Source organism: Thiothrix sp. (genome assembly GCF_028714775.1).
Taxonomy (GTDB): domain Bacteria; phylum Pseudomonadota; class Gammaproteobacteria; order Thiotrichales; family Thiotrichaceae; genus Thiothrix.
Genome location: NZ_JAQTLS010000002.1, coordinates 213408 through 227311, shown reverse-complemented (window position 1 = coordinate 227311; position 13904 = coordinate 213408). Strand labels below are relative to the sequence as shown.

The 13904-nt window shown below is 54.7% G+C and carries 15 protein-coding genes; 11 read left to right on the top strand and 4 right to left on the bottom strand.

From position 1 onward, the window contains the following. Window positions 1–38: 38 nt before the first annotated feature. Window positions 39–1298 (bottom strand): transcription termination factor Rho, encoded by a 1260-nt coding sequence (gene rho / locus PHE17_RS02580; protein ID WP_301014249.1) that lies wholly within the window; start codon window positions 1296–1298, stop codon window positions 39–41. Between the two features lie 297 nt (window positions 1299–1595). Continuing rightward, complete coding sequence (gene trxA / locus PHE17_RS02575) at window positions 1596–1922, bottom strand: thioredoxin TrxA (RefSeq protein WP_301014248.1); 327 nt, start codon at window positions 1920–1922, stop codon at window positions 1596–1598. A gap of 262 nt (window positions 1923–2184) precedes the next feature. Here trxA and PHE17_RS02570 point away from each other — a divergent pair, with 262 nt between their 5' ends. Next, window positions 2185–2868 carry a DUF3108 domain-containing protein gene (locus PHE17_RS02570; protein WP_301014247.1) on the top strand — a complete coding sequence of 228 codons (684 nt, stop codon included), beginning with the start codon at window positions 2185–2187 and terminating at the stop codon, window positions 2866–2868. Window positions 2869–2889: 21 nt separating this feature from the next. Here the strand turns inward: PHE17_RS02570 and PHE17_RS02565 are convergent, their stop codons facing one another. After that, on the bottom strand, window positions 2890–4305 hold the full coding sequence (locus PHE17_RS02565) for a hypothetical protein (protein WP_301014246.1): 1416 nt from the start codon (window positions 4303–4305) through the stop codon (window positions 2890–2892). 101 nt (window positions 4306–4406) lie between these two features. On the opposite strand from PHE17_RS02565, the gene queG reads away from it, so the two are divergent. From queG to speE, 9 genes are all read left to right on the top strand, one after another. Further along, the gene (queG, locus tag PHE17_RS02560) at window positions 4407–5480 is read left to right on the top strand and encodes a tRNA epoxyqueuosine(34) reductase QueG (RefSeq protein ID WP_301014245.1); all 1074 of its coding nucleotides are present in this window, start codon (window positions 4407–4409) and stop codon (window positions 5478–5480) included. A 127-nt stretch (window positions 5481–5607) separates the two neighbouring features. Then, window positions 5608–5913 (top strand): hypothetical protein, encoded by a 306-nt coding sequence (locus tag PHE17_RS02555; RefSeq protein ID WP_301014244.1) that lies wholly within the window; start codon window positions 5608–5610, stop codon window positions 5911–5913. Window positions 5914–6085: 172 nt separating this feature from the next. After that, a complete protein-coding gene (pdxH, locus tag PHE17_RS02550; protein WP_301014243.1) occupies window positions 6086–6721 on the top strand; it encodes a pyridoxamine 5'-phosphate oxidase in 636 nt (211 codons plus the stop codon). Window positions 6722–6812: 91 nt separating this feature from the next. Continuing rightward, window positions 6813–7646 (top strand): DUF3298 and DUF4163 domain-containing protein, encoded by an 834-nt coding sequence (locus tag PHE17_RS02545; protein ID WP_301014242.1) that lies wholly within the window; start codon window positions 6813–6815, stop codon window positions 7644–7646. Window positions 7647–7660: 14 nt separating this feature from the next. Then, on the top strand, window positions 7661–8290 hold the full coding sequence (locus PHE17_RS02540) for a precorrin-8X methylmutase (protein WP_301014241.1): 630 nt from the start codon (window positions 7661–7663) through the stop codon (window positions 8288–8290). Window positions 8291–8306: 16 nt separating this feature from the next. After that, on the top strand, window positions 8307–9419 hold the full coding sequence (locus tag PHE17_RS02535) for a DUF3616 domain-containing protein (RefSeq protein ID WP_301014240.1): 1113 nt from the start codon (window positions 8307–8309) through the stop codon (window positions 9417–9419). 102 nt (window positions 9420–9521) lie between these two features. Continuing rightward, window positions 9522–10694: a DNA-processing protein DprA gene (gene dprA / locus PHE17_RS02530; RefSeq protein ID WP_301014239.1), complete on the top strand. Its 1173-nt coding sequence runs from the start codon at window positions 9522–9524 to the stop codon at window positions 10692–10694. Continuing rightward, window positions 10694–11167: a DUF494 domain-containing protein gene (locus tag PHE17_RS02525; RefSeq protein ID WP_301014238.1), complete on the top strand. Its 474-nt coding sequence runs from the start codon at window positions 10694–10696 to the stop codon at window positions 11165–11167. Before dprA ends, PHE17_RS02525 begins: the two co-directional genes overlap by 1 nt. Window positions 11168–11238: 71 nt before the next feature. After that, window positions 11239–12096: a polyamine aminopropyltransferase gene (gene speE / locus PHE17_RS02520; protein ID WP_301014237.1), complete on the top strand. Its 858-nt coding sequence runs from the start codon at window positions 11239–11241 to the stop codon at window positions 12094–12096. A 31-nt stretch (window positions 12097–12127) separates the two neighbouring features. Here speE and PHE17_RS02515 read toward each other — a convergent pair whose 3' ends face one another. Next, on the bottom strand, window positions 12128–12805 hold the full coding sequence (locus PHE17_RS02515; protein WP_301014236.1) for a YggS family pyridoxal phosphate-dependent enzyme: 678 nt from the start codon (window positions 12803–12805) through the stop codon (window positions 12128–12130). Window positions 12806–12867: 62 nt separating this feature from the next. Here PHE17_RS02515 and PHE17_RS02510 point away from each other — a divergent pair, with 62 nt between their 5' ends. Next, complete coding sequence (locus PHE17_RS02510; RefSeq protein WP_301014235.1) at window positions 12868–13902, top strand: type IV pilus twitching motility protein PilT; 1035 nt, start codon at window positions 12868–12870, stop codon at window positions 13900–13902. Window positions 13903–13904 lie beyond the last annotated feature (2 nt).

The following is a 13904-nucleotide window of genomic DNA, read 5'->3' as shown; positions in this document are numbered from 1 at the left end:
GCCAAGCGCGATGGGATGGCAGGGATGGGGTGTGTTACTTACCCGCGACGCATTACATCGAAGAATTCGCTATTGGTCTTGGTTTTGGAGAGCTTGTCGAACAACAGTTCCATCGCTTCCAGATCGTCCATACCGTGTAAGAACTTGCGCAATACCCACAAGGTTTGCAGTTCGTCTTGGGTGGTCAGCAACTCTTCGCGGCGCGTGCCGGAACGGTTGATGTTGATCGCAGGGAATACGCGCTTCTCGGAAATACGGCGATCCAGATGGATTTCCATGTTGCCCGTACCCTTGAATTCTTCGTAGATAACCTCGTCCATTTTGGAGCCGGTATCAATCAGCGCGGTGGCAATGATGGTCAAGCTGCCACCTTCTTCGATATTACGTGCCGCACCGAAGAAACGTTTCGGGCGATGCAATGCGTTCGCATCCACACCACCTGTCAACACCTTACCGGAGGATGGCACGACGGTATTGTAAGCACGCGCCAAACGGGTGATGGAATCCAGCAGGATTACCACGTCACGCTTGTGCTCGACCAAACGCTTGGCTTTTTCGATGACCATTTCCGCAACTTGAACGTGGCGGGCAGCAGGCTCGTCGAAGGTGGAAGAAACCACTTCGCCTTGCACCATGCGCGACATTTCCGTTACTTCTTCCGGGCGTTCGTCGATCAGCAAGACGATTAGGTAACTGTCTGGGTAATTGGAGGCAATGCTCTGCGCAATGTTTTGCAGCATGATGGTTTTACCGGCCTTTGGCGGCGCGATAATCAAACCCCGTTGGCCTTTACCGAAAGGCGCTACGATGTCGATAACGCGGGCGGTAATATCCTCACGGCTACCATTACCACGCTCCATGCGCATCCGTTCATCGGCGTGCAAAGGCGTGAGGTTTTCAAAGGCAATCTTGTTACGCGCACTTTCTGGTGGCTCGTAGTTGATGCTATCGACTTTCAGCAGGGCGAAATAACGTTCGTTATCCTTGGGAGGACGAATTTTCCCCGCGACCGTATCCCCCGTCCGCAGCCCGAAGCGGCGTATCTGACTGGGCGAAACGTAGATGTCATCTGCCCCGGCGAGGTAGCTGGAGTCTTCCGAGCGCAAGAAGCCGAAGCCGTCTTGCAGGATTTCCAACACGCCGTCGCTGTAAATGTCATCGCCATTTTGCGCATGTGCCTTCAACAGGGCAAACATAATGTCTTGCTTGCGGGTGCGCGAAATGCTTTCAATGCCCATGGCTTGCGCCATTTCGAAAACTTCAGTGACCGATTTTTTCTTTAATTCAGACAGGTTCATATGTGTATGTGTGAGTGAGGTGTTTTATCAAATCCAGTTGATAAGGTAGCCCCTGTCCCTTAATAGCAGCAGATGTCGTTGGAATAACGTATAAAGCCCATAGAGGCAATCTAAGCGCACGGATAGAGGCTTAAATAGGATTCCATCGAAAGAAACGGGACAGGATTCGCAGGAATGAATCTGGATGCAGACTCAAGTGAAGCTAAGTTAGCACGCAGATCAGGTTGCGTCTAGTAAAATAGTGCTCTCCGGCACGCCATGAGCGGAAAAAACCCCTCATGGCGCGACGTATTGTGCTTACAGGTTCTGGTTAAGGAATGCCGTCAACTGGGATTTAGACAGCGCCCCAACTTTGGTCGCAGCCACTTCACCATTTTTGAACAGCATCAAGGTTGGGATACCACGGATACCGTAACGCGGCGGCGTTACTTGGTTATGGTCAATATTCAGCTTGGCAATAGTCAACTTGCCCGCAAATTCAACCGCCAGCTCTTCCAGCAGAGGCGCAATCATTTTGCATGGCCCACACCATTCCGCCCAGTAGTCAACCAGTACCGGCGTTGGGGATTTCAGTACTTCCTGCCCAAACGTGGCATCGGAAAGTTGAAGAATATTTTTACTCACAGAAGGGTTCTCCCTGATTTTTCAATGCATCGCGGCGGTCATTCCTAAACGACCTACCGTTGACCTGCCAAGACATCACCGAGGTTGCAGAGCAATTCTTGGCTCGCTGGGCTGATTTTCCAATATTTTAGATCATCTTTGTAGTATTTTTGATGGCTGGTCAACTGCTTTGTTGCCGAACCTCAAGATTAGCACCTGAACTGACCCACTATTTGGCGGTCAAACGCGGCAATGGACACCCAAAACAAGGAACCGACACAACATGAAATACACACTACCAGCCCTTAGCCTGTTACTTGCCAGCTCACTGGCGCAAGCCGCCCCTGACGCTTTTCAGGCCAGCTATTCGGTCAATGTGGACGGCATCACCCTCGGCGGTATGGATGCCAGCCTGAGCTACAATGGCGGTAGCTATACCTACCAAAAGCTGACCAAAGCCAACGGGCTTGCCGCGATCTTGAGTGGCGATGTATTAAACGAACGCAGCAGCGGGGCACGACAGGGCGAACAATTGCTGCCAAAAAGCTATTCACTCCAGCACAAAAGCAAACGCAAAAACCGCCGGGATGAAGTCACTTTCAGCAGCCCTACCCAAGCGCAAGAAACCTATGATGGCAGCAGCCTCCAACTGCAAACGCCCAATGGCACGATCGACCCCGCGCTGATGGAATTGCGCCTGATGGACGACCTTGCCGCCAATAAACCGCTGACCTACCACACTGCCAATAGGGGTAAGGTACACACGTACAGCTTCCGTAAACTCGGTAAGGAAACGCTGGAAACCCCGGCGGGACGTTTCGAGTGCGAAAAAGTACAGCATACGGATGGTGAGCGTAAAACCACTGTATGGCTTGCCCCAGAACTGGGTTACGGCATTGTCCAAGCGCAGCACAACGATGATGGGCAAGTGATCGAAACCCGCCTGACCCGTTACCAACAGCACTAAATCTCGGCGGCAGGCGTGGGCTTAAGCCTTCCCTGCCGTTGTGCTTGCCACCCATTTCGCTAAGGCTTGAATGAAGAAATTCTGCAAATCCGGGCTGTGGGCAAGCAGTTCACTAATCGGGACATTGCGCTGCATCTCGTAAGCCGCACGCGCTTGTTCCACCCGTGCCAGCAAGTTCGCGGAACCCGGCAGCAATTCCCCCACTTTGAGCAACCATGCATTCACTGCCGCATCCACGGAGGGGCTGTATTGCAGCAATTGCCCGATGGTCATGGTGCGTAATTGGCGCTTGAATTCGCTCAGCGGGAAATTCGTCAGGTTGGCATCGCCATTTGCCCGGTCACGGTTTTGCGCCACGCTGCGGTTATCCTGAATGTGCTGATTGCCGTCATTACCGACATCCAACGGGCTGTAACCGTATTGCGTTTGGTCTTCTGCCACTACCGACAAAATCCAGACATTGCCCGTTGCCAGATTACCGCCCAAACGGATGGGGTTGAGCTGCACCGCGACCAATTTGCCTTGCGCGTCGCGGTTGGCTTGGATGCGGTTATTTTTTCCGACCAAACCATTGATGGTGATTTTGTGGTCTGACTGGGTGTCGATGGTGTTGGAAATGATCGTCAGGTTACGGAAGATGCCGTCTGAGCCGAAAATACCCTGCAACTTGCCGCTGGAATGGATGCGGTTGCCGCTGATCGTGAGATTTTCCAATTCCCCACCCGCGAACTGGTCAGAAGGGATCAACTGGATGGCATCGCGGTGCGCCTGATCCGCCAACTTTTGCGCCTGTCCGTAAGGCAAATCCAAAATCGTGTCGCTGATGGTGTTGCCGCTGATCGTTTGGTTGTTGCGCCGGATGTGGATAGCGTCGGCAGTAAACGGCTGATCCAAGGTCATATTGACGGGCGGGGCGGCAATGTCGGTGCGGTGCAGCACGACGCTGTAAGTACCCGCAGTAGGGGTGGTTTGCTGGGTTTGCCCCGCTGGGGTTGCTTGCCCACGCTTATCCAGCGCATCAGCATCGGCAGTGAGCTTACTTGCCATGCTGCTGTATTCTTCCACGCGCTTTTTCCACACCGCCAACAGGTTATCGCAGTCAGCAATTTGGGCATTGAGGCTAACCAGTTTGGGATGCGCCGATGCATTAGCCGCAGGAGCGGTGGCGGGTGTTTTCGCCGCACTTGATTTTCCGGCGAACATACAACCTGAGGGTTCTTTCGCATCTGCGGGGCTAACTTCGACCGAAGGCGTTACCAGCGACGCAGCCGAGGGGTTCTGTTTGACGTATTGCTCACGCTCCGCCAACAACTTGGTACGTCGCGCCTGTTGCTGGTCAACGTATTCCTGCGCTTTGGCTGCTTTGAGTTGCAGTTCCTGCACTTGCGCACGCAAAGTTTGCGCCTTGCCCTGCACGTCTGATGTGGTATCGCCCATGATGATTGCCCCCGAAAAACCCACAGCAATAGATTATGCCGATTGCCCATTAAAATAGACCATTTGTCGAAAAAATTCAGGATAACTGGCAGAATGCCGAAATGATAAACACGCCCCCCAACAGCACTGATATTCTCCGTAAGCTCCAGTCATTCAGCAAACAACTGGGCTTCGCTGCCCTTGGTATCAGCAATATCGACCTTGCCAGCGCGGAACAACGCTTGCACGACTGGCTGGCAAAAGGCTATCACGGCGACATGGGCTGGATGCAAAGCCACGGCACGAAACGCAGCCGCCCCGCCGAACTGGTTCCCGGCACAATCAGCATCATCAGCGTGCGCATGGACTATTTCCCGCCTGACAGCACCGATGCGGAAATGCTGCTCAACCACCCGCAACGCGCTTACATTTCCCGCTACGCACTCGGGCGTGATTACCACAAGCTGATCCGCCAACGCTTGGAAAAACTCGCGCAACACCTGCAAGCCGAGATCGGCACATTCGGCTACCGCGTTTTCACTGACAGCGCCCCAGTGCTGGAAAAACCCATTGCGGTAAAAGCCGGGCTGGGCTGGATGGGCAAACACACCAACATCCTCAGCCGCGACGCAGGCTCGTGGTTTTTCTTGGGGGAAATCTACACCGACTTAGCCTTACCCGAAACTGGCGAACTTGCTGCCCATTGCGGGCAATGTAGCGCCTGCATCGACGTATGCCCCACCGCCGCTATCATCGCGCCTTACACGCTGGATGCGCGACGCTGCATTTCCTACCTCACCATTGAGCATCAGGGCATCATTCCGCTGGAACTGCGCCCCTTGATGGGCAACCGCATCTACGGCTGCGATGACTGCCAACTGATTTGCCCGTGGAACCGCTTTGCCCACACCTCCACCGAAGCCGACTTTGCCGTGCGCCACCAACTGGACAGCGCCCTGCTCAGTGACTTGTTCCAATGGACTGAAAATGAATTCTTACGCAAGTTGGAAGGTTCTGCGATCCGCCGCATCGGTTATCAGCGCTGGTTGCGGAATATCGCCGTGGCTTTGGGCAATATGCCCGCTCATCCATCCACGCTGCGTTTGCTGCACTCCCGCCGCGCAGAAATCAGCAATGAGGTGGTGCTTGAGCACATAGATTGGGCAATCCAGCAGCACGGAAAGGGCAAAAATTAACCGATAATCCCCCTTTTTATTCCTCCTATCCGCTTGCACACCGTTTATCCAGCAAACGCTGCACATTGCCTGCGTTTTTTGTCACGATACATCCCATAGACAAACCCAACAACAACGAATAAACGCAATGAACATAATAAAAAACAGCGTGTTATTGCCGGGAATTACCTTAATTTTGTTATCCGGCTGTGCCAATGTGCAAAACAACCCACTCTATATGGCGTGGCAGGATCGTGCTTACAGTGCTTATGGAATGCCAGCACCCGCACCGACCAGCAACCCTTACATGAGTGCAACGATGCCCTATTATCCGAGCAACAATGCCCCGTTAACCTATATGCCGCAACAAGGTTATATCAGCCAAGCGATACCTGTTTCTGCACCCGCGTCCCCGGCAGAGCAGCAATATGTCGCCCGCTATTACGGGTTGTAAAACGGAACAGTTGCCCCTATTGAATTGTTAGCCCCTGGAACCCTGACGGGTTCCACTTCGACACAGAGGTCTTAGCCCTTCCTTTGTGTCTTTTTAGCCGGACTCTGTTTTAGGGTCTGGCTTTTTTTCGTTGTAAACTCTCTGCCTTGATTGCAGCAACGGGAAGTTACTTATGGACATCGGCGCACTTCGGCGCGAATACACGCAGGCGGGTCTCAGCCGCACCACGCTAGACCCTGACCCTTACCAACAGTTTAGCCTGTGGTTCAAACAAGCCATCGACGCAGAAGTCATGGAACCCAACGCCATGCAAATCGCCACGGTTTCCACCAGCGGCAAACCCACCCTGCGCACCGTATTGCTGAAATCCTACGATGCCAACGGCTTTGTGTTTTTCACCAATTACCAAAGCCAGAAAGCCCAACAGATCAACGCCAACCCGCAAGTCGCGCTGCTGCTGTTTTGGAAGGAACTGGAACGGCAAGTGGAAATCACCGGACGTGCCGAAAAGGTTCCCACCCTCGAATCGCTGCGCTATTTCACCTCACGCCCACGCGGTAGCCAATTGGGGGCATGGGTATCAGCGCAAAGCTCCATTATTACCTCGCGCAAATTGCTGGAAATGAAGTTGGATGAAATGAAACGTAAATTCAGCGCAGGCGAAATTCCCTTACCGGACTTTTGGGGCGGCTACCGCATCGTGCCGGATACCATCGAATTCTGGCAGGGGCGTCCAAGCCGTTTGCATGACCGTTTTGAATACCGGCGCACCGCTGATGGCTGGGAAATTGCACGGCTAGCGCCTTGAACAGCCTGCAAAAAGTGCTGGAAGAAAGGTTTACCAGCGCGTATCTTGCGTACCAAACGCGGGTTAAGCGCTGGCTTTAGGAGGCATACAGATGAAGTTACGAACAACATTGCTGGCAACGGGGTTACTGGCGCTGGCGGGTTGCAAACTGGAACTCCCCGCCAGTGGCAATGAAAGTGTTTCAATGGGTTCCCTTTCCGCAGAAATGATCGAATTTCAGCATCAAGACGGCCCGAAATGCCCCGGTTCCCCCGATGTCACACTCGACAATGCCCAGTGCGTCAGCGTAAAAGTCAGCTATCCCAAAATACTGAACGATTCCGTTAACCCCAAAGCTGTCGATGCCATCAACCAATTCATCCAATCGCAAGTGCTAGAATTCAGTGACGACGCAGGCAAGCAACCGACCACGCCGGAAGAGCTTGCCGCCATGTTCATCGCAGATTACAAAAAGAACCCCAGCCCTATCGGCAACTGGCTACTGGAACGCAATGCCGAACTGGTCTTTGGCAAAGGCAATCTGGTGACGCTCAACGTTACCGAAACGAGCTACATTGGCGGCGCACACCCTTCCAGTGGGCAACATTATTTCGTCCTTAGCACCGACACCGGGGAACAACTGACCTTGGCTGACCTGCTGGCGACGGGCTACGAGGGTGCGCTGAATACCGCAGGTGAAAGTGCTTTCCGCAAAGCGCGGAACATTGCCCCCACCGCCAACTTGGAAGAGGAAGGCTTTTCGTTTGAGAACAACGCTTTCCACATCAATACCAATTTTGGCGTCATGGCTGATGGGCTGACATTCACTTTCAACCCCTATGAAATCGCCGCTAATGCCGTGGGGCCGACGGAATTTACCGTGCCTTATCGCGACATCCGTAACCTGATCGCGGCGGATAGCCCGCTGGCAGCCGTTATCCAATAACCCCGGAATCCCCCATGCAATACCTGCGCGACCCTGAACGCATCCGCCAACAAAACAACGACAAAATACGCGAATTGGTGGCGTTGGAACGTTTTACCCCCGACCAGCAGCAGGTTGTCATACAGATGGTGGATGCTTGCGGCGACCCGGAATTGGCGCAACACATCCAATTCAGCGACCGCGCAATGGAAGCAGCACGTAAGGCCATCAAAATACGCAACAATATCCTTTACGACGAAGAATTGGTCAGCCACGCGCTGGATGATGCGCTAATGTATCAGGAACCGCTGAGTTTTCTCGGCAAGGCATCGGTCATTTCCCACGCCAAAGCCAGCAAGCAGACCCGCGCCATGACCGCTGTGGATTACTGGAAGCCGTACATGGCGGGCAGCATCATCCTGATTGGGCAATCCGCCACCGCCCTGTTCCGTTTGCTGGAAATCCTCAAGGAAGGTGCGCCCACGCCTGCGCTGGTGATTGCGGCAGCACGCGGGTTCATCCTTGCCGAACCTGCCAAGCAACAGTTGTGGAAACAGCACCGTGACCTCGGCATTGAATGCATCGTGGTCGACGGCACTCGCGGCGGCGGTACATTAGCGGCAGCGGCAATGAATGCCCTGCTGACGATCCAACAAAGCACGTAAACCTGTAGGGAAACCCATGTCAAAAGCCACTTCCGCCCACCTCAGCTTCGCCCCACCCAATGCCGCGCTGCGGGATGCCCTTTCCGCTGTCGTACAAGTTGGCAACACCCTGTGGGTGGTCAACGATGAAACCACGTATCTGGAACGCCTCACCTTACAGGGGCAAAACCCTGACGGTAGCCCGCACTACGCCAACCACACCCGTTTCGCGCTGGAAACTTACTTACGCTTACCTGCCGCATCCACATCCGCAACCGAAGATGGTGGCGCGGAAATCGACACCGAAGGTTTGGCTTACCAAGACGGTTATTTATGGCTGACTGGCTCCCACAGCCTCGTCCGCAAAAAGCCAGAAACAGACAAACCGCCCGCCAAAGCGTTCAAGCAACTGGAAAAAGTCAGCGGCGCTAGCAACCGTTATTTGCTGGCACGCATCCCGCTGGTCGCCGACGGTGCAACGTGGACTTTGCAAAAAACCGCCCAATACCACGGGCAAACGCTGACTGCCGCGCAATTGCATGGTGACGCCATCGGCAATGACTTGATGACCGCGTTACGTTCCGACCCGCACTTACAAGCCTTCCTCAACATTCCCGGCAAGGATAACGGCTTCGACATCGAAGGGCTGGCAGTCGCGGGGAAACGCCTGTTCCTTGGTTTGCGTGGGCCTGTGTTGCGCGGTTGGGCGGCGATCCTTGAACTGGAAGTGACCACCGATGCCAATGACCCGTCCATCCTGAAACTGGTGAATATCGGCACGGATAACCGCCCTTACCGCAAGCATTTCCTGAAACTGGACGGTTTGGGGGTGCGTGACTTGTGCGTGCAAGGCGATGATTTGCTGATTCTGGCGGGGCCGACCATGAGCATTGATGGCCCCACCGCCCTTTACCGCTGGCAAGGCGGGGCGCAACCTGACGCCGAAAGCCTCGTTTCCAGCAAACAACTGGATGCCATTTTTGATGTGCATTACGGGCAGGGCGATGATGCGGGGGATGACCACGCCGAAGGCATTACCTTGTTCCAACACGGCGGCAAAACCACGTTACTGGTGGTTTACGATTCTGCCGCTGCATCCCGCAAACGCGGTGAAACCGACGTGCTGGCGGATATTATTGACCTGCGGTAAAGGTTAGCTGCTGGCACTTCCGCTCAGCAGTTTTGTTTGCGCCCAACATACCCGTCACGCACAATCGTGGCATCCTTAACCACATGAGCCGTAAGCCCCATAATGAGCAGCCCTACCCCGCTTGCCGATGAAGAACTACGTGCCCGCCTGCATTTCTGGCGAGCCAAAGGCATAGGCCCCGGCAGTATGCGCCGCATCGTGGAGCATTTCGGCAGTGCCGTAAACGCCCGCCAAGCCAGTGACAATGCCTTGCGCGAAGCCGGACTGAAAGCGGAAGGCATTGCTGCTTACCGCGCATTACCCCGCGATGCTGCCGCACCGGACTGGCACTGGCTGAATGCTGCTGACCAACACCACATCCTCGTGCCGGAAGACCCGCATTATCCCGCACTGCTCAAACGTATCCGCACTGCGCCGCCGCTGCTGTTCGTGCTGGGCAACCCTGAATTACTCAACGACCCGCAAATCGCTATGGTCGGTAGCCGTAACCCCACGCAAGGCGGTAAAGAAAACGCCCGCGCCTTCGCCGCGCATTTCGCTGCCAATGGCCTGACCGTCACCAGTGGCCTTGCGGTTGGGATCGACGCACACAGCCACGAAGCCGCTCTGGAAGCCGGAGGCAATACCTTTGCGGTGGTCGCCAATGGGCTGGACATCATGTATCCCTTGCGTAACCGTTCGCTGGCGGCACGCATCGTCGCGCAAGGCGCTATCGTTTCCGAATTCCCCATCGGCACGGCAGCCCACCCGCAGCATTTCCCGCGCCGCAACCGCATCATCAGCGGTATGAGTTTCGGGGTACTGATCGTGGAAGCAGCACTGCAAAGCGGTACGTTAGTCACCGCCCGTCACGCGATGGAGCAAGGACGCGAAGTTTTCGCCATTCCCGGCTCGATCCATAACCCGCTGGCACGGGGTTGCCACCACCTGATCAGGCAAGGTGCGAAACTGGTGGAAACCGCCACGGACATATTGGAAGAAATTGCCCCGCAACTGAACGTCTGGCTACAACAGGATAAAGCCACGCCGCCTGCGCAAGGGCAATTGGCACTCGGCGCGGTGGCAAGCCTGCCGCTGGACGAGATTGACCCTGAATACGCTCAGGTTTTAGATGCGTTAGGCTATGAAGCGCTACCGATTGACCAGATTATCCTGAACACAGGCTTGACCGCCGAAGCGGTTTCATCCATCCTGCTTATGCTGGAACTACAGGGCTTTGTAGCAGCATGTGGTGGTGGGCACTACATGCGAATGGGGCCGGGAAACGGGAACTGATGAAAGAAAACACGCTGGATGTCCTCTTCTACCTTTTCGATAACTACCCCGACATGGGTGATAACCTGCCGGAAGACCGTAATTCCATGCACGGTTATTTACAGCAGGCGGGCTTTTTAAATAGCGAGATTACCCGCGCCTTTGATTGGCTGGAAAGCCTCGGCGATGAAGCCGCCCGCGTGGAAGTGACTTACCGCTGTTCCGCCACCCGTATGTTTTCCCCCGAAGAAAAATACTGGCTCAACACCGAATGCCAAGGCTACCTCGTGTTTTTAGAGCAGGCAGGCGTAATTAACCCCGAAGCCCGCGAACAAATCCTCGACCGCGTGCTGGAATTGCAGGACGAAGACTTTAACCTAGACCGCCTCAAATGGGTGGTATTGATGGTGCTGATTAACCGGCCTGAGGAAGGCAACAGCTTTTTCTGGGCGGAAGGTATGAACCTAAACGGTGGCACACCGATCTTTCATTGATCATACATTCACCCCACCGGATGCTTGTGGCATCATAGCGGCCTTGAATTACCAACGCGCAAGGCACTGCCATGACATCCAACCCAAACTGGTTTACTGAACTGTCTGATTCCGGCACGATTTTCGGGCTGGAATTGACCGAAGCAGCGAAAATCCACGAAGAACAGACCCCTTTCCAAAAGCTGGAAATCTACGACACCACCACTTTCGGCAAACTGATGACGCTGGATGGTTGCACGATGGTGACAACCCGCGACAATTTTGTTTACCACGAAATGATGTCGCACCCAGTGCTGTTCAGCCACCCTGCCCCCAAGCGCGTGTGCATCATCGGCGGCGGCGACTGCGGAACCTTGCGCGAAGTGCTGAAACACCCGGAAGTTGAATCCGCCATCCAGATTGACATCGACGAGCGCGTGACCCGCGTCAGCGAAATGTTCTTCCCCGAACTGTGCGAATCCAACAACGACCCTCGCGCCACACTGGCGTTTGAAGACGGGATTGCGTGGATCAACAATGCTGAACCCGGTTCCCTCGACATCCTGATCGTGGACAGCACTGATCCGGTAGGCCCCGGTGCGGTGTTGTACAGCGAAGAATTCTTCCAAGGTTGCTGGCGGGCGCTGGGCGAAAACGGTTTGCTGATCCAACAAAGCGAGTCACCACTGGTTCACGCCGAAAAGATCATCAAACCGATGCACGACACCATGCGCAAAGCGGGTTTCAGCGACATCCAGTTACGCCAATTCCAACAGGTTTGCTATCCAACGGGCTGGTGGAGCTGCACGATTGCGGCGAAAGCAGGCAAGGTGGAATTTGCACGCGAAGCGGCAGCACAGGCATTGGCTTTCCCGACCCAGTATTACAATGCGGAAATCCATCGCGGGAGCGCGGCGTTGCCACAGTTTTTGAAGGAAATCCTCGCCTAATTACGATTGAGGGCGCACACATCGGTGCGCCCTACCTCACCCCAAAAATTGCCGTACCAATACGCACAATCGTTGCGCCTTCGGCAATCGCGGCCTCCATATCATCCGTCATGCCCATCGACAGCGTATCGAGGGCGAAACCTTGCGCATTCAGGCTTTCCTGCAACGCCCGCACTTGGGCGAAAACAGCGCGTTGGCGCTCGAAATCGTGTTCCGGGGCAGGGATTGCCATCAAGCCGCGCAGTTTCAGTCCCGGTAATTCAGCGATTTGTGCAGTGAGTGCGGACAATTCCGCTGGCTGTACGCCGGATTTGCTGTCTTCGTCGCTGATGTTTACTTGCAAGCAAATATTGATCGCGGGCGCATCGGCGGGCTTTTGTTCGCTCAAGCGGTGGGCAACTTTGAAACTGTCTACCGAATGCACCCAGCGGGCGGTTTGTGCAATCAGGCGGGTTTTGTTGGACTGGATCGGGCCGATGAAATGCCATTCGATACCGCTTCCTGCTAATTCGGCGGCTTTTTCAGTCATTTCTTGCACGTAATTTTCGCCGAATAGGGTTTGCCCGACCGCTAAAGCTTCGCGGATGGCATCAGCGGGGTGTTTCTTGCTCACCGCGAGCAGATGCACGCTGCCCGGTTCGCGCCCGAAACGCTGTTCGGCAGCACGGATGCGCTCGCCGATTGTCTGGATATTTTCACCTATGGTCATGGCTTATGTTAATTTCCTACGAATGTAAACCCTGAAAATCCTAGCCGGGAATAATAACAACAATGGACATTACCCAACTGCTCGCGTTTAGCGTGAAGAATAATGCTTCCGACCTGCATTTATCGGGCGGGATGCCTCCCATGATCCGCGTTGATGGTGAAATGCGCAAGATCAACCTGCCGGTGCTAGAACACAAAGAAGTTCATGCGCTGGTTTACGACATCATGAATGACCACCAGCGCAAAACCTACGAAGAACATTGGGAATGCGACTTTTCGTTTGAAATCCCCGGCGTGGCGCGGTTCCGGGTGAATGCCTTTAACCAGAACCGGGGCGCGGGCGCGGTATTCCGTACCATCCCCAGTAAGGTGTTGACGCTGGAACAACTGGGTGCACCCGGTATTTTCCGTAAAATTTCCGAAAATCCGCGCGGCTTGGTGCTGGTCACGGGGCCGACAGGTTCGGGGAAATCCACCACGCTGGCGGCGATGGTCGATTACAAAAACGACACCGATTACGGGCACATCCTCACCATCGAAGACCCGATTGAATTCGTGCACCAGAGCAAGAAAAGCCTCGTCAACCAGCGCGAAGTCCACCGTGATACCAAGGGGTTTGAAAATGCCCTGCGTTCCGCACTACGGGAAGACCCGGACACTATTCTGGTCGGGGAAATGCGTGACTTGGAAACCATCCGCCTTGCCCTGACCGCTGCTGAAACCGGGCATCTGGTGTTCGGCACATTGCATACTACCTCCGCGCCCAAAACCATCGACCGTATCGTGGACGTATTCCCCGCAGCGGAAAAGGATATGGTGCGCTCCATGCTTTCCGAATCGCTGCAAGCCGTCATTTCCCAAACCCTGCTGAAGAAAAAAGGCGGTGGACGGGTCGCTGCGCATGAAATCCTGATCGGAACCCGCGCTATCCGCAACCTGATCCGTGAAAACAAGATCGCGCAAATGCGTTCCGCCATGCAAACCGGGCAAGGTGATGGGATGCAAACCCTCGACCAGTCGCTGAAATCCTTGGTGATGAAAGGTCTGGTTGACCGCAATGATGCCCGCCGCAAAGCCGATAACCCCGATGCTATTTGAGC